General features: G+C 66.2%; 19 protein-coding genes and 1 tRNA gene. 12 read left to right on the top strand and 8 right to left on the bottom strand.

The features are described from left to right. Positions 1 to 294 precede the first annotated feature (294 nt). Both AC5RV3_RS17480 and AC5RV3_RS17475 read left to right on the top strand, forming a co-directional pair. On the top strand, positions 295 to 897 hold the full coding sequence (locus AC5RV3_RS17480) for an NADPH-dependent FMN reductase (RefSeq protein ID WP_494123167.1): 603 nt from the start codon (positions 295 to 297) through the stop codon (positions 895 to 897). A 181-nt stretch (positions 898 to 1,078) separates the two neighbouring features. After that, positions 1,079 to 2,683 (top strand): phospholipase D family protein, encoded by a 1,605-nt coding sequence (locus AC5RV3_RS17475; protein ID WP_494123166.1) that lies wholly within the window; start codon positions 1,079 to 1,081, stop codon positions 2,681 to 2,683. A 51-nt stretch (positions 2,684 to 2,734) separates the two neighbouring features. Here the strand turns inward: AC5RV3_RS17475 and AC5RV3_RS17470 are convergent, their stop codons facing one another. Beyond that, a complete protein-coding gene (locus tag AC5RV3_RS17470; RefSeq protein WP_494123165.1) occupies positions 2,735 to 3,760 on the bottom strand; it encodes a GmrSD restriction endonuclease domain-containing protein in 1,026 nt (341 codons plus the stop codon). 850 nt (positions 3,761 to 4,610) lie between these two features. Here AC5RV3_RS17470 and AC5RV3_RS17465 point away from each other — a divergent pair. Further along, entirely contained in the window at positions 4,611 to 4,799 is a 189-nt protein-coding gene (locus AC5RV3_RS17465) for a hypothetical protein (RefSeq protein WP_494112883.1), read from the top strand. An 87-nt stretch (positions 4,800 to 4,886) separates the two neighbouring features. Here the strand turns inward: AC5RV3_RS17465 and AC5RV3_RS17460 are convergent, their stop codons facing one another. Then, positions 4,887 to 5,192 (bottom strand): hypothetical protein, encoded by a 306-nt coding sequence (locus AC5RV3_RS17460; RefSeq protein ID WP_494123164.1) that lies wholly within the window; start codon positions 5,190 to 5,192, stop codon positions 4,887 to 4,889. Between the two features lie 399 nt (positions 5,193 to 5,591). Here AC5RV3_RS17460 and AC5RV3_RS17455 point away from each other — a divergent pair, with 399 nt between their 5' ends. The 3 genes from AC5RV3_RS17455 to AC5RV3_RS17445 all read left to right on the top strand — a co-directional run bounded on the left by AC5RV3_RS17455 (position 5,592) and on the right by AC5RV3_RS17445 (position 7,428). Next, the gene (locus tag AC5RV3_RS17455; protein ID WP_494123163.1) at positions 5,592 to 6,227 is read left to right on the top strand and encodes a nucleoside/nucleotide kinase family protein; all 636 of its coding nucleotides are present in this window, start codon (positions 5,592 to 5,594) and stop codon (positions 6,225 to 6,227) included. A gap of 177 nt (positions 6,228 to 6,404) precedes the next feature. Beyond that, entirely contained in the window at positions 6,405 to 6,641 is a 237-nt protein-coding gene (locus AC5RV3_RS17450) for a hypothetical protein (RefSeq protein ID WP_494123162.1), read from the top strand. A gap of 247 nt (positions 6,642 to 6,888) precedes the next feature. Beyond that, positions 6,889 to 7,428 (top strand): hypothetical protein, encoded by a 540-nt coding sequence (locus AC5RV3_RS17445; RefSeq protein WP_494123161.1) that lies wholly within the window; start codon positions 6,889 to 6,891, stop codon positions 7,426 to 7,428. Between the two features lie 400 nt (positions 7,429 to 7,828). Here the strand turns inward: AC5RV3_RS17445 and AC5RV3_RS17440 are convergent, their stop codons facing one another. Continuing rightward, entirely contained in the window at positions 7,829 to 8,167 is a 339-nt protein-coding gene (locus AC5RV3_RS17440; RefSeq protein ID WP_494123160.1) for a lytic transglycosylase domain-containing protein, read from the bottom strand. Positions 8,168 to 8,444: 277 nt separating this feature from the next. Here AC5RV3_RS17440 and AC5RV3_RS17435 point away from each other — a divergent pair, with 277 nt between their 5' ends. Beyond that, positions 8,445 to 10,136 carry a glycosyltransferase family 2 protein gene (locus tag AC5RV3_RS17435; protein WP_494123159.1) on the top strand — a complete coding sequence of 564 codons (1,692 nt, stop codon included), beginning with the start codon at positions 8,445 to 8,447 and terminating at the stop codon, positions 10,134 to 10,136. Further along, positions 10,133 to 10,357 (top strand): hypothetical protein, encoded by a 225-nt coding sequence (locus AC5RV3_RS17430; RefSeq protein ID WP_494123158.1) that lies wholly within the window; start codon positions 10,133 to 10,135, stop codon positions 10,355 to 10,357. The genes AC5RV3_RS17435 and AC5RV3_RS17430 overlap by 4 nt, the downstream gene beginning before the upstream one ends. A gap of 461 nt (positions 10,358 to 10,818) precedes the next feature. Here the strand turns inward: AC5RV3_RS17430 and AC5RV3_RS17425 are convergent. Then, a tRNA-Thr gene (locus tag AC5RV3_RS17425) sits at positions 10,819 to 10,892 on the bottom strand. Positions 10,893 to 11,017: 125 nt separating this feature from the next. Further along, complete coding sequence (locus tag AC5RV3_RS17420; RefSeq protein ID WP_494108375.1) at positions 11,018 to 11,890, bottom strand: DsbA family protein; 873 nt, start codon at positions 11,888 to 11,890, stop codon at positions 11,018 to 11,020. Between the two features lie 209 nt (positions 11,891 to 12,099). On the opposite strand from AC5RV3_RS17420, the gene otsA reads away from it, so the two are divergent. The 4 genes from otsA to AC5RV3_RS17400 all read left to right on the top strand — a co-directional run bounded on the left by otsA (position 12,100) and on the right by AC5RV3_RS17400 (position 17,102). Then, positions 12,100 to 13,542 (top strand): alpha,alpha-trehalose-phosphate synthase (UDP-forming), encoded by a 1,443-nt coding sequence (gene otsA / locus AC5RV3_RS17415; protein ID WP_494123188.1) that lies wholly within the window; start codon positions 12,100 to 12,102, stop codon positions 13,540 to 13,542. After that, positions 13,535 to 14,431 carry a trehalose-phosphatase gene (gene otsB / locus AC5RV3_RS17410; RefSeq protein WP_494123157.1) on the top strand — a complete coding sequence of 299 codons (897 nt, stop codon included), beginning with the start codon at positions 13,535 to 13,537 and terminating at the stop codon, positions 14,429 to 14,431. Before otsA ends, otsB begins: the two co-directional genes overlap by 8 nt. 155 nt (positions 14,432 to 14,586) lie before the next feature. Beyond that, complete coding sequence (locus tag AC5RV3_RS17405) at positions 14,587 to 15,741, top strand: ABC transporter ATP-binding protein (protein ID WP_494123156.1); 1,155 nt, start codon at positions 14,587 to 14,589, stop codon at positions 15,739 to 15,741. Between the two features lie 26 nt (positions 15,742 to 15,767). Beyond that, positions 15,768 to 17,102 carry a DUF4032 domain-containing protein gene (locus AC5RV3_RS17400; protein ID WP_494123155.1) on the top strand — a complete coding sequence of 445 codons (1,335 nt, stop codon included), beginning with the start codon at positions 15,768 to 15,770 and terminating at the stop codon, positions 17,100 to 17,102. Positions 17,103 to 17,108: 6 nt separating this feature from the next. Here AC5RV3_RS17400 and AC5RV3_RS17395 read toward each other — a convergent pair whose 3' ends face one another. The 3 genes from AC5RV3_RS17395 to AC5RV3_RS17385 are packed head-to-tail and all read right to left on the bottom strand — an operon-like array spanning position 17,109 to position 19,720. Then, the gene (locus tag AC5RV3_RS17395; protein ID WP_494123154.1) at positions 17,109 to 17,741 is read right to left on the bottom strand and encodes a class I SAM-dependent methyltransferase; all 633 of its coding nucleotides are present in this window, start codon (positions 17,739 to 17,741) and stop codon (positions 17,109 to 17,111) included. Between the two features lie 60 nt (positions 17,742 to 17,801). Further along, positions 17,802 to 19,238 (bottom strand): FAD-binding oxidoreductase, encoded by a 1,437-nt coding sequence (locus tag AC5RV3_RS17390; protein WP_494123153.1) that lies wholly within the window; start codon positions 19,236 to 19,238, stop codon positions 17,802 to 17,804. Continuing rightward, positions 19,235 to 19,720 (bottom strand): SRPBCC domain-containing protein, encoded by a 486-nt coding sequence (locus tag AC5RV3_RS17385; RefSeq protein ID WP_494123152.1) that lies wholly within the window; start codon positions 19,718 to 19,720, stop codon positions 19,235 to 19,237. Before AC5RV3_RS17385 ends, AC5RV3_RS17390 begins: the two co-directional genes overlap by 4 nt. Positions 19,721 to 19,852 lie beyond the last annotated feature (132 nt).

The following is a 19,852-nucleotide window of genomic DNA, read 5'->3' as shown; positions in this document are numbered from 1 at the left end:
TGTGCCCGCCTGCCGGCGGGCCGGGTCTGTCCATTCTCGACGGGGGCAGCCGGGCTGTCGAGGGTCCGGCCAGCACCCGTGCATTCCTCCCCCGAGGGCCGCAGCTCAGCTGAACTCCTCCCCGGAAAAGTGCAGAAGTTCTTTCCGATCGCTGGACCTGTTCCCGTCGGCTGGTCTGGTGGTGCACGGCACGCCGTGCTAGTACGGGAGGGGCCTGACATCAGCCGGGCCCGGGTCCCTGCGGCCACAGGAAGAAAGCCGGTTCCGGCTGGCTGACTGGAAGGAAAAATCGTCGTGCCCAACTATCGGATCGGATACTTTGTCGGGAGCCTGGCCAGTGGCTCCATCAATCGCACCCTCTCGAAGGCGCTGATCAAGCTCGCCCCGGAGGATCTGGAATTCAACGAGATCCCCATCCGGGACCTCCCCCTCTACAACTCGGATTACGACGCGGACTACCCCGCCGAGGGCCGGGCGCTGAAGGAAGCGGTGGAGGCCTCGGACGGCATCCTTTTCATCTCGCCGGAATACAACCGGTCCATCCCCGGCGCCTTGAAGAACGCCATCGATTGGGGGTCCCGCCCGTGGGGGACCAACTCCTTCGCCCGCAAACCGACTGGCATCATCGGCGCTTCCCCGGGAGGCATCGGCACCGCCGTCATGCAGTCGAACATGCGCAGCGTTCTCAGCTTCCTCGACGCCCCGCAGCTCAACGCACCGGAGGCCTACATCAGCTTCAATCCGGACGTTTACGGCGCCGACGGCGACGTCAGGGACGAGTCCACGCAGGCCTTCCTGCGCCACTACATGGAGGAGTACTCCGCCTTCGTCCAGCGCGTCCTCGACGCCAACGCCGCCGGACACATCGGAGACGAGGACCCCGAATCCCGCAAATGACTTCACCACCGTAGAGGCGTTCGTGTCCGCTGGCCACTGTGGCAACAACGTGGGCGGCACTGTCGATCGGAGCACTTATCGCACGCAGTGGAGCCGCTGAGCCGAGCCTGGGTCGGGTATCACGGACCGGCCCGGGGGACTGTGCATTGCCCGGTGCCGGACGGGCGGGCATGATGCTGGGATGAGACCGGCCGGAGGAGCCAAGGACCCTTGCCTCGAACAATGGCTGCTGTCGCGAGCCGAGCGGGGCAACGACGCTACGCGGCTGCTCCCGTGGTCAGCCGGCAACGAGGTGCGCGTGCTGCTGCACGGCCGGGAGTATTTCCCGCTCTTGGCCGCCGAGTTGGATGCGACAGGGCCAGGGGACCTCATCCTCGTTGCCGGGTGGCGCATGGACGCCGAAGAGATTCTCACCGCCGACCTGACCGTGGCGGAGGCGCTGAGCCGCAGCGCGCGGCGCGGAGCACAGGTCAGGGGGTTGCTCTGGCGATCCCATCCCTCGTGGATAGTGGGCACGTTGAGACAGAACCGGGCGTTGGCCACCCACGTCAACGCATCGGGCGCCGAGATGCTGCTCGACCACCGCGTTCGCCGCTTCGGCAGCCACCACCAAAAATTCGTGGTGATCCGGCGCGCGGCCAATCCCGGCATGGACGTCGCCTTCGTGGGCGGGATGGATTTGGCCCGTTCCCGCGGCGACGACGAGACCCATCAGGGGGACCCGCAGCCCCGCAACTTCGCCAGCGCCTACGGACCGACTCCAGCGTGGCACGACGTCCAGCTGCTGCTGCGCGGACCGGTTGTCCTCGAAGTAGAAAAGGTGTTTCGAGAGCGCTGGAACGATCCCGCACCGATGACGCGGTTGCCCTGGCACCGGCTGCCAGACGTGATGCGAGGCCTGCCGCAGAAGGCCTCCCGATTGCCTCCAGAGCGGCCGGCACCGCCGGCCGCGGGCCGCTGCCAGGTGCAGTTGCTGCGCACGTACCCCAAGCGCTCCGCGGGGTACCCGTTCGCACCCGTTGGGGAGCGCAGCGTGGCCCGCGATTACGCGAAGGCGCTGCAACGAGCACGACAGTTGGTGTACGTGGAGGACCAATATCTGTGGTCGGCCGACGTCGGCCGGGTCTTCGCGGAAGCCCTGCGCCGCAATCCCGGCCTCCATGTCATCGCCGTCTGCCCCCGGTTCCCGGACCAGGAGGGCAGGCTCAAGGTTCCCCCGGCGCTGTTCGGTCAGGGATTGTCCTGGCGCATGGTCCACGAGGCCGGAGGCGACCGGCTGTTGATGCTGGACATCGAAAACGGGAGCGGCTGGCCGATCTACGTCCACTCGAAAGTCTGTGTGGTCGACGACGTCTGGGCCGCCGTGGGCAGCGCCAACCTGAACCGGCGGTCCTGGAGCCACGATTCCGAACTCACGGCCGCCGTGCTCGACGAACAGCGCGACCCAAGGCACCCGCCAGACCCGGCCAAACTCGGTGACGGCGCCCGCCCGTTCGCCCGCGACCTGCGCCTGCGGCTGCTCTGCGAACATCTGGGACGCGTTCCCGGCAATAACGCAGACCTCCTCGATCCCCGCGAGGCGGTCCGCGCCGTCCGCTCAAGCGCCGACGAGCTCGACGCTTGGTACCGTGCAGGCCGATTGCTGCCGCGGCCGCAGGGACGGCTGCGCTGCCATACCCCGGCAAAGGGGTCGCCCTGGCAGCGCCGGTTCGCCGCCCCGGCCTACCGCCTCCTCTTCGACCCCGACGGCCGCCCCCTCCGGCTGAGACTGCGGCGCCGCTACTGACCGCCCGCCCAAAGGTACGGGGGCGTCGGGCCCTTCCTTAATCCGCCCGCCTCAGCTCTCGCAGCCGACTCCATCGCCGTCGCGGTCGAATTTGGTGTCCCAGCCGGGGTCGCCGGCCCGGATCGGGGCCGCACCGGCTTCCTTCACGGCGGTGCAGTTCTTGTAGAACACGTTCCCGCCGGCCGGCGCCTCCTGGACAGGTGCCGGTACAGGCTGTTGCTCTGGCGCTGGTGCCGGCTTGGGCGCCGCCGGCGCGGCGGCCACGGGCACGTCCACTCCCCCGTCGGCCGGGACCGGCTGGTCCGGGCAGGTACTGGAGAGGATGTTCTTGATGGCGTCGTGCTCTGCCTGGGTCATCCAGAGTCCATACTTGGCTTTGACGGCAGTCTGCAGGGCCACGTACTCGCAGCGGAACGACTTGTTCGGAGGCAGCCAGGTCGCGGCATCGCCGTCGGACTTGGAGCCGTTGGTGGGCCCGTCGACCGCAAGCAGGTTAAGCGGGTCGTTGGCGAAGACTTCACGCTGGTTCTTGGCCAGCTGCTGGGCACCCTTCTGCCAGGCGTCCGAGAGGGAGACAACGTGGTCAATCTGGACGGCGGTGCTGGTCTTATTGCCGCGGACGAAGTCAATGGTCGTGGCCGTGAAAGGATCGGCCAGCACCCCTGAGGTGACCACACAGCCGCCGGCCTTGAGAATCGTGTATTCCAGATCGCGCTGGAGGATGTCGTTACGCGCGTCGCAGCCGTTACGGTCCGGGTCCAGCCAGCCGTCACCGAACTGATCTCGCGAGTATCCGGTCTTCGGGGCGCGGCCCTTGATGGCGATGCCCTCCAGCTGTTCCAGGGCGGTGCCGGCGGCGGCAGCCTCCTCCGCCGGTTCCTTGGACTGTGGGCCCTTGGGCTCCTCCGTCTTCTTGGCCGGTTCCGTGGTTTCGGGGACCAAGGTCGGTTCGGGGCTGCCGGTCACCTCGATGGTGGGGGCGGCCAGGGGCTGATCTGCTTCGGCGGGCGAGGTGCAGGCGGACAGCAGGACGGCCAGCGCCAAGCCGGCTAATGCGAGGGGCTTTTTCTTCTCCATGTCCCTTCATGTCTACGGCAGACGCCTCATCCCGTCCCGGCGGACACGCCGGAGCGCCGAGCATATGAAGGTGACGAGAGCGGAAAGGAATCGCTGGCTCACGGATCATTAGTGTTCGCGGTCGAGGAAGAGGCCGCCGACAAGAATCGGTTCCGTGGGTTCAGGGGCTCCGGAGCGGGAGGGGAAGGCAAACAAGGCCAGCACAATAGAAGGTGTTCCAGCACACCGGCGCCATGCTCCCGTTCATCGCGGTCCGCGGGCGTGGCGTCCTGGGCCTCGGCGGAATCTAGGTCGGGTGGGCCGCCGGGTTGGCCGCAGCCGCACTGTGGCCGCGGTTCCTGCACCGACAGCCGACGGCGCTGGGAGGACTGGATTCCCGGCCCCTTCCGGGACTACCTTCTTCCTGGCCCGTCGGGAAGCTGCCAAGCCGGAAGTGGAGCGACGGTGCGGGGCCATGGGTCTGCCTTCCCGTCGATTCGGCACGAGCACCAGCACCATAAAAGGGGCAAAGGCGAGTACGAGGTCGATAACGAAAAGGGTGACTTCCATGGCCAACTCCTACCCTTGGCTTTTAGGGTAGGCTCCGATTGGCGGGCACACAATGGGTTGAGGTGCCAGCCCAGGGCAGATCACGACAGTGCCTCGGATCGCCCAAATTGCATGTCAACCGGCGACGGCGGAGGGTTACCGTGATGCCTCTCCTCACTCCTAACGGCACCAAAGGGTAAGTCCTTTTGCCTTCGCTGCCCCGGTTCCCGGCCGGTCCGGACAACGCCGGTTGAAATCTCCGATCCTGTCAGAGGCCGGTGTTAGGTTGGCAGCAACCTCAGATGGAGAAAAGGAGGACGAGATGGCCAAGACACATTCCCGCGGCATCGGAATCGACTTCATGGATCCCAACTCGTGCGGCCGCTGCGATGCCTGCGACGAACTGCCCGCACCCGTGATCTGCGAGGACTGCTGCTATGACGAGGACGGCAACTTCGTCCGGCTCGTTGAATGGCCCTGCCCCGAGCTGAAATCCGCCGCGGCAGCCTAGCGCAGCCCCGCTGGCTCCCTTATCGACCACTCTGCTGGTTCCTGATGATCAGAGGGCGCCCGCACGCACAGCGGGTGCGGGCTCCCGCTACAGGAACGAAACGCTGGAGAGCGCCATCCAGACGAGCCCACCAAAGACGGCTGCCGCGAGAATCGGCAGCATTGCGATGATGATCGCCCATACTCCCGGCTTTCTGCCTGAACCAGTCGATAGCGCCATGAGGCCGGCGATCAGGCCTGCCAGCAACGGCAGCAACGACGCCCACATGAGCGCCCAGGCCGTCGGCAGCAGCAGGCCGGCCAGGAAGAGTGCCAGGCCCAAGAGAGATAGTCCCAAGGCAAGCTTGCCCGTCTTCTCTTCCGCTGCCTGTGCGTGAACTCGTTCAGTCTGCACGACTGGTCCAATCTGTCGGGAGGGTCAAGCTCAGAAGAAGGCTATACCAATCTGCTGGTAGGCCAGCAGCGGCCCACACCAAGCACCATCCAACCAGATCATCGGATCATTCAGAGAGCCGACAATGATCGGGCCCGGTCACCGCCACGGTGAAAACGACATCGCTGCAGGAACCGTCCGTATCTACCCGCAGCAGCGATAACAGCGCATCAGGTGCCGATGGGGACGACTCGGCGGCACTAATCGTTGGGGTAATGGGTGCACTCCGGCGTTGATAGGCGTCCCCCACCTCCCGGGACGTATGGGTGTTGTGGCGCCTTCCGAACGACGGACTTCGCCGAAGTTGCATGCGTCGGGTCCGGGTGCCGTTGGAGCGAATTATGAGGAGAAGGAGGTATCTTGCTGGTTGTTTTGACGGGGATTGATGGCTCGGGAAAAACAACGGCCGGACGGGCAATGGTTACTGCCGCACGGCGAGACGGCAAGGACGCACTCCTGCTCGGGAACTACGCCGGCCGGCGCAGGTTAGCGCTGCTTAGCGCTCGGTGCGGGGTCCGGATCCCTCCGCGGTTTGCGGATGCGGTGGAGACAATAATCCGCACTGGCAATGTGCTGATCTCCCATGCCCGGATCCGCAACTATCCGGGCTTGGTGATCATGGACCGTCACCTGCACTGCCAGTTGGCGTTGCGGCAGGCGCGGGGCCTCCCCCGAGGACGCCTTCTTCCCTTCCTCCTAAGGAAGCTGCCAAAACCTGATCTGATCATCCACCTCGTGATCGACCCCGAACAGGCGCATCGCCGAGTCTTGGCACGCGGAACGGACAAGGAAACTCTCAATGACCTCAACTCGTTCCGCGCCGCCTACCGTTCGCTTCCCGAATACGCGCACTTCACCGAACTGGCCTCCAATGGTACGCCGGCGGAGGTACTCTCCAGACTGACCATCGCCATAGCCAACACAGGCAGGAGCAGAGCAAAAAACTTTGGGCCGGAGCGGTCAGACCAAGGCCAAAATCAGCTTTGCGGGCACTGAGTTTCGGCGCGGACACGTTCAGCCATTTCATGTAAAACGCAGAACGCCCCTAGGGATGGCCATGATAACCGTGGGCTGGACTCATTTTGCGGAGAACGACCTAGGGGCAGGAGGTGGACAGCACCGAGGTCGTCCTTGCAACAGCGTCCCCATACAGCTAGAGAAAGGAAAACTTCTATGACTTCCGAGACCGATCCGGTCGAACGTACTCCCGGTTCTGCCCGCTTGAATGACGTCTCCGCTCTTCGTCGCGGGGACCAGATTGAAGCCACTAGCCCCGACGGCGCACGTTATCGCGGCTGGGTGGAAGAGACTGCCCCGGAAATGGGAGTCGTTTGGATCAAGGACGAAAGGTTCGGCAACCGCAGCATGCTGGACAGTGTCGACTACAGCATCCGTGTCATTCGCAGTTGAGACGCTAACGCAGGATGATCAAAGGCGAGAAGCGCTTTCGGTCCGGCGTCAGCACTCCTCCATCCACGGACAGGATACACAAGGACCAAGCAGCGCTTTCGAAGCTGACGTGACGCAAGGGGTCGTCGGTCCTCGTAGTAAGCCATCAAGGCTAGCAGCACGAGCGGAAGCCAGGCAGGAACACCTATGCCGTGCAGTCAGTCCTGACCGGAAACAGTGCGGCTTTGCACCGGAATAGGCTATAGACATGACCAACCGCGAACCATTGTTCATTCGGGGTTTGCGCCGCCGGACCGACGGACTGGTGAATCGCCCAAGAGCAGTAAGCCGAATCTCCGCCTACGTGTACGGCAATGTCTTGGTGCTGGCGGCCATTGTCGCCTCCACTCCGTCCGCGGTCCGCACGGGTGAAGCTCTCATCTACATCCTAGGAACAGCGCTGACCACCTTTTGCGCTCACATCCTCGCGAACGGTTTCAGTGCATCAGCAGTGGGCGGCAAACTCTCCCGAACGGAAATGCTTCGATTAGTCATGGATGCCGGCCCGATCCTGACATCGGGGCTGATGCCAGCGGTTATGGTCAGCCTTTCTGCAGTGGGGCGGTTTGACGATCGGCTTGGACTTGCCGCGGCAGCTGTGCTGATCCTGGTCCGACTTGCCTCCATCGGCCTTGTCGTCCAAAGGCTGACCGGCAGGGCCGCCCAGGGAGGTGCGCTGTGGGGCGGTATCGCTCTTGCCATCGTCGCCAGCGTTATCGTTGCAGTGAAACTTCTGATCGCCCACTGAGATAAGTCGCGCCAGGGCCAACCAAGATTGCAACCGCTGCGAGCCTGGTCCTCTCTCCGTGCACGGACCCATTCCCGAGACCGCCCGTAATTCGTCGTCATGGCGCAGCCGCAACGAGTCGACTGATCCAGATGCCAAGTAGCACGATGGTGCCCACCCAAGACACCAACCATATGACCGCGCTGGCTGGCTGCTTTGGCTGCATAGCGCTGCACGACAAGCAGACGGCCTTGCCACCTCACCAAGGCACTGGCCTAACGGTCAACGGCCCAGCAAAGCAGTGGGATTTTCATCACATAACGCTAGCCTGGTCAGAATCGGGTTTGTTGCCAAGGGCCAAGGTGGCCTCCTTTCAGGTGGCCGTTGCTATGCACTCAATGCCCAGTTTGGCCGCTAGGGGTCAGGAGAACTGCGCTATCCGTGACTTGACCGATTCCGTGTAAACAACCGTTTCGGGTAGCGGGTAGTCCGACGTCACGCCATGGAAGCCCTCGTAGTTGGAGCCGATCGCGGTATCGAGATCCGGGCTGATCTCCAGCAGATGCCGGATAATCACCCTGGCCGTGATGTTGTCTTCCGTGTCGGCCAGGTCCAGCGGCCGGCCGGCCAGCTGCGAGGCCCACTCCTGGTTGAACGGCATCACCTGCATGACGCCCAGCGCCCCGGCGGAGGAAACGGCACCCGGAGCGAAGCCCCCTTCCTGCTCGGCCGAACGCCAAGGCCAGCGCCTCGTCGACACCCATCGAGCGGGCGATCGCCGCGACCAGCGACGCTGCCCGCGGGATGCTCCGCCGGCGCGGCCGGCGCCTGCTGCCCCTTCTTCCGCTGTCCGCTGGGGCGCCTATTTGGCCGCGGGAGCCCCAAACAGGGTGCCCAGATTGATCTTGATCTCCCGCTCTTGCGCGTGCTTCTCCTAAGCCGCGGTTTCGGATGCCAAGGCGGCCGGGGCCGACCCTAGAACGACGGCGGCCGCAAGAAGCGCAGCAGGGACGGCGGTGCGGGAACGGAGGGAACTCATGGCGGCCCATGTGTCCGGACCACCCGCCGCGCTCAACATCGCGCTAACGGTACCTGCCCTGCTCCGCGTCCATCTGAATGCCGCACTGCGGTCATCGATGGTTGCGGCCTGGGGGTGCTCCGACGTGTTCACCTGCCACCACCGCGGGTCACATAACAACTTAAGCAAACGCAAAGGTCAACTCCGCAGGCCCGCAACCGGTACCCGCTATCCTTCAGCTGAGACGTTTATTTCAGCAGAGAGCGGGCGTATGGGACGGGGGCGGTTCCAACGAGGAGTTGGCGCAGTCATCGCGGTGACTGCGGCTGGCGCGGCTGCGACGCTTTGGTCCGCCGTTGCCGCAAACGGTCCGGAAGCGCCCGCTCCCCCCTCCGAAGGCGTGATTTTCGGGTTATGGAGCTTCCTCTACGACACGCAGGTTCCTCCCGCGCGGGTGATTCTGGCGGCCGCAGCCTTGGCGCTTCTGCTGGTGACCGGCCTAGCGCTGCTCGAGCGGCTCGTGTCGACCAGATCGCGCCGCTCCACCGACCACCGGGCAACTCCCCTGGCTCCGAGGCCGGTGATGGCCACAACCCGCGGTGTCTACGCAGGCCCGGTTACGGTGACCGCATTGATCCCGGCGCACAATGAGGAGGCTTCCCTCCCCGAAACCATCGCTTCCCTGCTGGCGCAGTCGCACAAGCCGGAAAGAATTATCGTCGTCGCCGATAACTGCACCGACTCTACCGTCCGCCTTGCCGCCGAAGCCGGGGTCGAAGTGTTCGAAACAGTCGGCAACACGCAGAAGAAGGCCGGAGCGCTCAACCAGGCGCTCAATAAGCTGCTGCCGGGCCAAGGCGACAACGACGTCGTGATGGTGATGGACGCCGACACCAGACTCGACGACGGCTTTCTGGCGGCCGCGGTCCAACGCTTTACAGACGACCGCGCGCTGATGGCGGTGGGCGGGTTGTTTTACGGCGAGGAAGGGCACGGGCTGCTTGGCCAGTTCCAACGCAACGAGTACATCCGCTACGCCCGTGAGATGCGCCGCCGGCGCGGCCGGGTGTTCGTGCTCACCGGCACCGCCTCCCTCTTTCGTCCCGCTGCGCTGCGCGCGGTGGCACTGCAGCGCGGACAGTCGATTCCAGGAAAGCCAGGTGACGTCTATGACACCGCGGCGCTGACGGAAGACAACGAGCTGACCATCGCACTGAAGTCCCTCGGCGCCCTGACGATCTCCCCGGCGCAGTGCACCGTCGTCACCGAACTGATGCCGAGCTGGCGCACCTTGTGGGCACAGCGCCTGCGCTGGCAGCGCGGTGCCCTGGAGAACATCGGCGCCTACGGCGTCACTCCACAGACGCTTCGTTACTGGGCCCAGCAACTGGGCATCGGCTACGGCGTCATCGCCCTGGGCTCCTACCTGCTGCTCATCGCGCTGATGGCGCTCTCAATTGATGAGTGGATCTTGTTCCCATTCTGGCTCGGGATGGGTGCCCTGTTCGCCCTGGAACGGACGGTCACGGTGTGGAAGGGCGGCTGGCGGGCTCGCGCGCTGGCACTCACGCTGTTGCCCGAACTGTGCTTCGACATGTTTTTGAACATCGTCTACGTCAAGGGGATCATCGACATATCCCTGGGTCGGAAGGCCACTTGGAAGCACGTCACGCGCAGCGTCCCCGCGCCAGCGAAGGCGGCCCAATCATGACTGGCGCCTATTTCATACTGCCTGCCGGAATCCTGCTTCCCGAATCAATCCTTTACTCCGAGCTGTTTGCTGTCCTGGCCGCCTTCGTCGCCATAAACACCGTCATGTATGCCGCGCTGGCCGTGGCCAAGATCCTACCCAAGGTCTACCCCGCAGACTGGATCCGCAGAACGAACCAGCGCTCCGAGACCCGCAGCATCCACCCTGACGCACCCCACTAAGCAGGCTCACGCAACATTGGCAATACGATTCTTCCATACTTCAGATATGCAAAAAGGGGAGGGAACGCACCCTACCCAGAAGGTATCGGGCAATGGACAAAGTCCAGAGTCGGCTTGGTTTGATGCCATATTTGAGGGTCTTTGGTGCCATCTTCAAACACTGGGCAACTTCGGCCCGTGTCAGGAGCTGCTTCGGCAGGTCAGCGGACGAAGGCGCAATGCGAGTCGGATCGTTGCTGGATGCCATGGGGTCCTGTTTCACTCGGTCAGCGGCCCTGTTGGCTGCTTTCCGCCCATGTGTCCGGACCTGTACCGACGCCTCTCCACTGCACCGTGCTCGCGCTCCTTGGGCAAGGTCCGGAGCAGTTACCAATTCTTAAAATATTCTTGGATTTCGCTAATCCAGACGCAAAGCAACCCCTCTCGACTCGCATTCTGACTAGTCAGAGAGGGGTTCGCGGAGCCCCCTGCCGGATTCGAACCGGCGACCCCCTGTTTACAAGACAGGTGCTCTGGCCAACTGAGCTAAGGAGGCGTGCTGGCCTAAGAGCCAGCGTGCCGGACAAAACCGGCTAGATAAGGTTAGCCCAGGCGGCGGCCCTGCGTGAAACCGCAGCAACCGCCGCCTGGATGCTGGCCGGGACCAGCCCGGCGGATGGCTTAGGCGCGGGCGTCGATGATGCCCTGGGCAAACTCCTGGAAGTTGCCGGAGTTCGTCCACTTCTGGCCGTCAACGAAGACCGCCGGGGTGCCGCCAACCTGGTATTCGTTGAACGTCTGGTTCACGAACGCGGTCCAGGGGCGGAATTCGCCGTCGTCAATGCAGGAGGCAACGTCGGTTGCTCCCGCGGACTCGGCGATGCTCGCCAGGGTGGCGTTGTCCAGTCCGGCCCCGCCTTCCGTCGGCTGCTGCGCGAAGAGCTGGGTCAGGTAACCGTTAAAGGCCTCGGGGTGGGAGTCGGCCACGCAGGCCACGGCGTTGGCCGCACGGGACGAGTAGTTGGTGGTGGACACGCGGTCGAGGAAGGTCGCCACCCGGTACTCCACCGTTGCCTCGCCGGAGGAGGTGAGGTCGGTCAGGTACCCGCCGTACTGCCCTTCGAAGTCCTTGCAGACCGGGCAACCCATGTCCACGTACACCACGATGTTGGCCGGTTCGCCCTCAGGTGCGGCAGCAACCCCCGGCGGCACGATGGTATCGCCCTCGGTGGCGGCCGGTTCCGGGATGTTGTTCACGTCGACCTGGATGGGCTCGGTGTCCGCCAGCCCGTCCTGGGTGATGGTGTACCCGCCGAACTCATTGCCGTGGGCCGGCGCGGCACCGGTATCGGCTACCTGCCCGCGCTGGTTGGTGATCACAACCCCTGCAATCACAGCGATGATCACCAGGACAGCGACGACCACCCCGCCCTTGACCAGCAGCGAGTTCCGCTTTTCGCGCTTCTGCTGCTCTTCGCGTATCTGGCGGGCCTTCTCGCGGGCCGCAGCAGTGCGCTCGGCCTTGGTCGGCTTAGGGCTGTGTTGGGTAGCCATGGATCCTCGCGTCTTGTTGGTCTGCTTCGCCCAGGCAGGGCACTACAGATCTAGTTTAGTTGCAACTTCAATGTTCAGGCGGAACGAGTGGCCGCGTTCACGTTTACTGCTTCAGTGCGCCCCGGAGAAGCCTCAGGTTGCCATTCCTTATAAAGTCATGAACAGGACGGTATACACAAAGGAGAGGTCAGTTGGCGAATTCCGCAGAGATGAACGGTCTGGAAGCAGAAGGACCTCAGTACGGGGAGTACGACCTGATCGTCGTCTCCAACCGCCTGCCGGTGGACCGCGCCCCCGAGGACGACGGCCAGGGCCCCTGGCGGCGCTCGCCCGGCGGGCTGGTCACGGCGCTGGCCCCGGTGATGGCGAAGAGCGACGGCGCTTGGGTGGGCTGGCCGGGGGTGCCGGACGAGAAAGTCGACCCGTTCGACCACGACAACATGCACCTGGTCCCGGTGACCCTGAGCGCCGACGACGTAGAGCTGTATTACGAAGGCTTCTCCAACGCCACGCTCTGGCCGCTTTACCATGACGTGATTGCTCCGCCGGAGTTCCACCGCGCCTGGTGGGAGTGCTACAAAGCGGTCAACCGGCGCTTCGCCGAGGCCACGGCGGAGATCGCCGCCGAAGGCGCAACCATCTGGGTGCAGGACTACCAGTTGCAGCTGGTTCCCAAGCTGCTGCGCGAGATGCGCCCGGATTTGAAGATCGGTTTCTTCAACCACATCCCGTTCCCCCCGCTGGAGATCTTCGCCCAGCTGCCCTGGCGCCGGCAGGTGATTGAGGGCCTGCTCGGCGCGGACCTGGTGGGCTTCCAGCGCCCCAGCGACACCAGCAACTTCCTGCGCTGCGTGCGCCGCTTCAGCGGGCTCAATGTGCGCCAGCAGCAGGTGCACGTGGTTGATAACGACGGCGGTGCCCGCCTCTGCAGGGCCGGCGCCTTCCCGATCTCGATCGATGTGGCCCATATCAGCGAGCTGGCCAACAGGCCGGATGTGATCGCCCGGTCCGAGCAGATCCGGCAGGAGCTGGGCAACCCGGACACCGTCTTGCTGGGCGTGGACCGGCTGGACTACACCAAGGGCATCAGGCACCGGGTCAAGGCGTATGGCGAGCTGTTGGAGGACGGCAAGGTGGACGTGCAGAACGCCGTGCTGATCCAGGTGGCCTCGCCCAGCCGCGAGCGCGTCGAATCCTACCGGCTGTTGCGCGAGGAAATCGAAGGTTCGGTGGGCCGGATCAACGGCACGTTCGACACCCTGGAAAACACCGCCATCCGCTATCTGCACCACAGCTACCCGGTGGAGGAAATGGTGGCGCTCTACCTGGCCGCGGACGTGATGCTGGTGACCGCGCTGCGCGACGGCATGAACCTGGTGGCCAAGGAGTACGTTGCCTCCCGCAAGGGGGTGGACGGGGCGCTGGTGCTCAGCGAATTCGCCGGTGCCGCCGACCAGCTCAAGCAGGCCATCCTGGTCAACCCGCACGACATCGACGGGCTCAAGGATGCCATCGTCCGGGCGATCAACATCCCGCCGGCCGAGGCCACCCGCCGGATGCGGGCCATGCGCCGGCAGATCCTGCAGAACGACGTCGAGCACTGGTCGCGCGCGTTCCTGAAGGCGCTCCAACAGCCGCAGGCCGATGACTGAGCGCCGCGACGCGGGGCAGCCGCGCGTGCCCGCAGTCCCCGACGCCGGCGCCCCCGACGCCGGTGCCCCTAACGCCGGTGTCCCCGGCACCGGTGCCGGTGCCGGCCGGGATCTGGTGCCGCTGGAGCTGCGGGCGGCGCTGGAGCATCTCGCCCGCACCGAGACGCTGCTGGTGGCACTGGACTTCGACGGGGTGCTGGCGCCGATCGTGCCGCGGGCGGAGGACGCCCGTCCCCTGCCGGCCTCGGCAGCCGCCGTGGCCGCGCTGGCTGCCCTGCCGGGGACGTCCACGGCCTTCATCTCCGGCCGGGCGCTGGCGAGCCTGCGCTCCGTCGCCTCCCCGGACGACCGGACGCTGCTCATCGGCTCGCACGGCGGGGAGGTCTTCACCGGACCGGACAGCCCTCCCCTGGTGCTGGACGAAGTGCAGCAGCAGGCGCTGGCGGCGGCGACCGCCGTCGTCGAAAAAGTCGTGGCCGCCCACCCGGGCACCCGGCTGGAAACCAAGCCGGCCGGCGTCGTACTCCATACCCGCACGGCCGCCGACGACGTGGCGGCGGCGGCCACGGAGCGGGCCCGCGCCGCGCTCCGGGAGGTCCCCGGGCTGCACATCAGCGACGGCAAGCGCGTGCTGGAGACGTCGGTGCTGAGTGCCGACAAGGGCCAGGGCCTCGGACTGCTGCGCTCTTTCACCGGCGCGACGGCGGTCTTCTTCGCCGGCGACGACGTCACCGACGAACACGCCTTCGCCGTGCTGCGGGACTCCGACGTCGGCGTCAAGGTGGGGCCAGGCGACACCGCCGCGGCCTACCGGGTGGACTCGCCGCAGACGTTCGCCGCCGCGCTGGCCCTGCTGGCCGGGCTGCGGGCCGCTGCCCGGCCGGCCTAGCGCGGCGTACGCACGGCCGGCCCGGGGCGCGTTGACAGCCGTGGCATACTGAGGGCGTGAACCGCCTCACACCGTTGTGCGGCGGGCTCGGAAACTGAATACGCACCCATCACTACGGATCGTCGGGCACGTACCTGCCCGTGAAGGGAAACGACATGGCAACGGTAACGTTCGACAATGCCACGCGCTTATACCCGGGCACCGAAAAGCCTGCGGTGGACAGCCTCAAGCTGGAGATCGCCGACGGCGAGTTCCTGGTCCTCGTAGGCCCGTCGGGCTGCGGCAAGTCCACCTCGCTGCGGATGCTGGCCGGCCTGGAAGACGTCAACTCGGGACGGATCCTGATCGGCGACCGCGACGTCACCGACGTACCGCCGAAAGACCGCGACATCGCCATGGTGTTCCAGAACTACGCGCTGTACCCGCACATGTCCGTTGCCGACAACATGGGTTTCGCCCTGAAGATCGCCGGCGTGTCCAAGGAAGAACGCATCGAGCGGGTCCGCGAGGCAGCCAAGCTGCTGGACCTGGAGGAGTACCTGGACCGCAAGCCCAAGGCGCTCTCCGGCGGCCAGCGCCAGCGCGTGGCGATGGGCCGGGCGATCGTGCGGAACCCGCAGGTGTTCCTGATGGATGAACCGCTGTCCAACCTGGACGCCAAGCTGCGCGTGCAGACCCGCACGCAGATCGCCTCGCTGACCCGCCGGCTGGGCGTCACCACCGTCTACGTCACCCACGACCAGGTCGAAGCCATGACCATGGGCGACCGCGTGGCGGTGCTCAAGGACGGCATCCTGCAGCAGGTGGACACCCCGCGCGCCCTCTACGACCGGCCGGCAAACGTCTTCGTGGCCGGCTTCATCGGCTCGCCGGCCATGAACCTGCTCGAACTTCCCGTGACCGACGGCGGTGTGCAGTTCGGCGGCCTGACATACCCGGTGCCGCGCGACCTGCTGGACGCCGCGCACGGAAACACCGTGACGTTGGGAGTCCGGCCGGAGGACCTGGAGCGCGCCGAGGACGGCCAGGGGCTCGCGGTGTTCGTGGACGTCGTCGAGGAACTGGGCGCCGATGCATACGTCTACGGGCACACCGAGCTGGACGGAAAGCGCTACGACATCACCGGCCGCGTGGACGGACGCACCCCGCCGCCGGCCGGCAGCACCACGTATGTGCGGCCCAAGGAGGGTCACGTGCACCTGTTCGACACCCAGAACGGGCTGCGGCTGGGCGAGCATGCCCCCGACACCCCGCCGGCGTCGGTGGCGGACCTCAATACTCCGATCGAAGCCGGCAAGACGGCCGACTAGGTCTCCGAGCCTAGGATGTAGTCATCATGGCTGACCATCCCGGCACCGGCGGCCCCGTCCAGGGGGCCGCGGACACGGCCCTGTCCGGCGGGGCCGCGTCGATAGCGTCCCTGAGCATCACCGCGGCTACCACCGACGAGCGGCTGCTGGATCTGCCGTGGCATATGGCCCTCGAAGACTGGCCCCCGGAAAACCTGGCCGCGTTGCCCCGCGGGCTGTCCCGGCACGTGGTCCGGTTCGCTCCGCTGGGCGCAGGCGTGGTGGCGATCAAGGAGACCGGCGAAGACGCCGCCCGGCACGAATACCAGATGCTGCGCAAGCTGCAGCGGCTGGCTATCCCCTGTGTGGAACCGGTGGCCGTGATGACCGGGCGGCTGCGCACCGACGGCACTCCCCTGCAACCGGTGCTGGTCACCCGGCATCTTCGTTTCTCGCTGCCGTACCGCGCCCTGTTTTCCCAGACGCTGCGGCGGGAGACCCTGACCCGCCTGATCGACGCGCAGGCGCTGCTGCTGGTGCGCCTTCACCTGGTGGGGTTCTTCTGGGGCGATGTCTCCCTGTCCAACACGCTCTTCCGCCGGGATGCCGGAGCGTTCGCTGCCTATCTGGTGGACGCCGAAACCGGCGAACTGCACCAGCGGCTCTCGGACGGCCAGCGCGAGCACGACCTCGAGATCGCCCGGGTGAATATCGCCGGCGAGATGATGGACCTCGTCGAGGGCGGGCTGCTCGAGGAAAGAGTGGATCCGGTGGCGACCAGCGAGCGGATCATGGACAGCTACCGCAAGCTGTGGGTGGAATTGACGGCGCAGGAATCGTTCGACCTGGGTGAGCGGTGGCGGGTTAACGCCCGCATCCGCCGCCTAAACGACCTGGGGTTCGATGTGGAGGAGTTCTCCATCAATACCACCGCCGACGGAGCCACCATCCAACTCCAGCCCAAGGTGGTGGACGCCGGACACCACCAGCGCCGGCTGCTGCGGCTCACGGGCCTCGATGTGCAGGCGAACCAGGCACGCAGGCTGCTCAACGACCTGGATGCCTACCGGGCGGACAACCAGCCGGAGCAGAGCGAGGAGATCAGCGCCCACAGCTGGGTCCGTCATGTCTTCGAACCGATCGTCCGGGCCATCCCGCGCGAGCTGGCGGGCAAGCTGGAACCGGCCGAGGTGGTCCACCAGGTGCTTGAGCACCGCTGGTATATCTCCGAGGCGCAGGACCGGAACGTGCCGCTGGCGGAGGCAGTGCAGTCGTACGTCGATACGGTGCTGCGGCACCGCCGCGACGAGGCCGCCATCATGCTCAATCCGGATGCGCGAACCGCCGCCGCCCTGGACGCGGCCGAGACCGACGAAGGCTGACTGCGCTCAGGCGGGTCCGGGCTGCTGCTGCCCTCCGGTCTTGCTGAAGATTGCCACGAGGAAGTCCGACGACGGGGTGAACGGCCGCAGGTCCCAGGTGGTCAACCGCAGGTCGGCCGTCAGGCCCGCCGCCGCGGCGTCGGAGAAGAACTCGTCGAAGTCGTAACCCCGGCCTGCGCCGAACCCGGCCACGAGCCGGCCCGCCGGAGCCAGGTGGCCAGCCAGGTTGCGCAGCACCTCGCCCGAGGTGCCCGGGGCGAGGAAGGTCAGCACGTTGCCGGCGCTGACAATCACGTCGAACGGCTCGGCGATGCCCTGGGCGGGCAGGTCCAGCTCCGCCAGGTCGCCGACCAGCCAGGTGCAGTCCGGATGGTCCGTGCGGGCCGCTTCGATCAGCTCGGGATCAATGTCGACGCCGACCACCGTGTGTCCGCGGCGCGCCAGTTCGCCGCCCAGCCGCCCCGGTCCGCAGCCGGCGTCGAGGATCCGGCTGCCGCGCGGCACCATCGCGTCCACCAGCCGGGCCTCACCGTGCAGGTCGGTGCCTTCGGCGCGCATCTGCTCGAAGCGCTGGATGTACCAGGCCGAATGGCCCGGATTTCGGCGCTTCATTTCTTCCCACAACGTCTCTTTCCTCATGCCACCAGCCTACGCGTGGCGGGCGCGCGGCCGGCCCGCATGTCGCGCGACCGGACCGGCTCAGGCCGACGTGGGCTCGGAGATCCGCGCCGGCAACGCCTTGCCCGGATTGAGCAACCCCCGCGGGTCGAACACATCCCTCAGCCGGCGCTGCAGTTCCAACACCTCTTCGCGCTGCTCCCGCCCCAGCCACCGCACCTTGAACTGCCCGATGCCGTGCTCGCCGGTAATCGTGCCGCCTAGCGCGAGCCCGACGTCGATGGATTCGTCCAGCGCCTCGTTGAGCGCTGCCACCTTGGCCGCGTCCCCGCGTCCGACCCAGAAGGTCGGATGCAGGTTGCCGTCGCCGGCGTGTGCCACCACTTTGAGTCCGACGCGGTGGCGCTCGGCGATTTTCTGCAGTTCGTTGATGTAGTGCACCAGCTGGGACCGGGGGACCGCGACGTCCTCCCCCACCCGGTAATCATCGTCCACCTCGGCGCCGCGGCTGTGCCGGCGCAGATCCATCAGCCGGACCGCTTCGGCGGTGTCCGCCGCCTTGATCTCGCCGCCGAGCCCGGTGAGGACCCCGCGGATGATGCCGGCTTCCACCTCGGCCGCATAGCCGTCCGTCTGGATCAGCAACAGCGCCCCGCCGCGGCTGCGCAGGTTGGAACCTTGCTCCCGGTCCAGCTGCGCCAGGGTGTTTCCGTCCACCAGTTCCATGATCGCCGGCTGCACCCGCGCCCGCCCCACCGCCAAAACCCCGGCCGCGGCAGTTGCCACGTCGGGGAAGAACGCTGCCACCGTCTCCAGGGCGGCAGGCAGATAGCGCAGCCGCAGCGTCGCTCCGACCACCACGCCCAAGGTTCCCTCGGAGCCAACGAACAGTCCGGTCAGGTCGTAACCGGCGACGCCCTTGAACGTCCTGTGGCCGGTGTGGATCAGCGTCCCGTCGGCGAGCACAACGTCCAGCGCCAGCACGGATTCGCGCGTCACCCCGTACTTGGCACAGCGCAGCCCGCCGGCGTTCGTCGCAATGTTCCCGCCAATCGTCGAGCTGCGATAGCTGGCCGGGTCCGGCGCGTACATCAGCCCATACTCGGCGACGGCGGCGTTCAGGTCGGCGTTGATCACGCCCGGTTCCACGCGGGCGATCTCGTCCTCCGGATGGATCTCCAGGATCCGGTTCATGGCCGCCAGGCTCAGCACCAGGCAGCCTTTGGACGCGTGCGCGCCGCCGGACACCCCGGTGCCGGCCCCGCGGCACACTACCGGCACTCCCGCCGCATGCGCGGCGCGCATCACGGCCTGCACGTCCGCCACGCTCTGCGCGCGGACGACGGCGATGGGCAGCTGATGGTCGAGGACCGGGCCTTGGTCGGTGGCACAGGCAGCCAAATCCGCCGGTTCCGTGCTGACCAACCCTGTGGGCAACGCCCGCTGAAGGTCCTCAAGAAAAGAGTCAGTCACGCGCTCGATGCCGCCGGGGGCACTTCCGTGATGCTTGCTGCTCACGCGGTCCCTCCCATGAACCGGACGTAGCGGCCGAGCACCTGCGGCCAGCTCTCGGCATAGGCGGCCCGCTCCCGCCCGCGCTCGGGCATGTCCTCCCAGCCGGAGTGGGTCAGCCGCACCTCCGTGCGGTTATCGCCGGCGGCCACGAAGTCGACGTCGACTAGGCCCGAGGACCCGGGACCCGTGCCCGGGTGCCAGGTACAGCGCAAGTGGCTGCCGGGAGCCCATTCCACAATCTCGCCCCAGACATGGACCTCATCGTCCAGCGTCGTTTCTGTCAGCACGTGGTCTTCGAACTCCACGTGGCTGCCCTCACCGGCCACGCTTTGGCTGTCTACCGGCCACCACAAATGAATGAGATCCGTGAAACCGCTGAAGGCCTCCCGGCTGTCCCGCGGAACGGTGACGCGGCAGTGGACCGGTTCCCCGCTCTTGGATGGTTCCGGCTCGCGCGGCGCATGGGAGAACAAGGACGAATTCATAGCCCCAGCCTAGTCCGGTTGGGTGGGGTGGTTGGTGGTTAAACGCGGGAAGGCCCCGCCATCGTTGGCGGGGCCTTCCCGTGTTCAAAGAATGTCCGGCGGCGACCTACTCTCCCACACCCTCCCGAGTGC

It is taken from the genome of Arthrobacter sp. Y3221114 (genome assembly GCF_059092625.1).
Note: the sequence above shows the minus strand (reverse complement) of the source record. Positions and strands in the feature narration are given on the sequence as shown.

Excerpts from the sequence above, each read along its gene's own strand:
- AC5RV3_RS17435 (WP_494123159.1), top strand. The coding sequence starts at position 8,445 with ATGGCGGCCCATGTGTCCGGACCACCCGCCGCGCTCAACATCGCGCTA.
- AC5RV3_RS17450 (WP_494123162.1), top strand. The coding sequence starts at position 6,405 with ATGACTTCCGAGACCGATCCGGTCGAACGTACTCCCGGTTCTGCCCGC.
- AC5RV3_RS17465 (WP_494112883.1), top strand. The coding sequence starts at position 4,611 with ATGGCCAAGACACATTCCCGCGGCATCGGAATCGACTTCATGGATCCC.
- AC5RV3_RS17385 (WP_494123152.1), bottom strand. The coding sequence starts at position 19,720 with ATGAATTCGTCCTTGTTCTCCCATGCGCCGCGCGAGCCGGAACCATCC.
- AC5RV3_RS17445 (WP_494123161.1), top strand. The coding sequence starts at position 6,889 with ATGACCAACCGCGAACCATTGTTCATTCGGGGTTTGCGCCGCCGGACC.
- AC5RV3_RS17395 (WP_494123154.1), bottom strand. The coding sequence starts at position 17,741 with ATGAGGAAAGAGACGTTGTGGGAAGAAATGAAGCGCCGAAATCCGGGC.
- AC5RV3_RS17475 (WP_494123166.1), top strand. The coding sequence starts at position 1,079 with ATGAGACCGGCCGGAGGAGCCAAGGACCCTTGCCTCGAACAATGGCTG.
- AC5RV3_RS17420 (WP_494108375.1), bottom strand. The coding sequence starts at position 11,890 with ATGGCTACCCAACACAGCCCTAAGCCGACCAAGGCCGAGCGCACTGCT.
- AC5RV3_RS17405 (WP_494123156.1), top strand. The coding sequence starts at position 14,587 with ATGGCAACGGTAACGTTCGACAATGCCACGCGCTTATACCCGGGCACC.
- otsB (WP_494123157.1), top strand. The coding sequence starts at position 13,535 with ATGACTGAGCGCCGCGACGCGGGGCAGCCGCGCGTGCCCGCAGTCCCC.
- otsA (WP_494123188.1), top strand. The coding sequence starts at position 12,100 with ATGAACGGTCTGGAAGCAGAAGGACCTCAGTACGGGGAGTACGACCTG.
- AC5RV3_RS17400 (WP_494123155.1), top strand. The coding sequence starts at position 15,768 with ATGGCTGACCATCCCGGCACCGGCGGCCCCGTCCAGGGGGCCGCGGAC.
- AC5RV3_RS17430 (WP_494123158.1), top strand. The coding sequence starts at position 10,133 with ATGACTGGCGCCTATTTCATACTGCCTGCCGGAATCCTGCTTCCCGAA.
- AC5RV3_RS17470 (WP_494123165.1), bottom strand. The coding sequence starts at position 3,760 with ATGGAGAAGAAAAAGCCCCTCGCATTAGCCGGCTTGGCGCTGGCCGTC.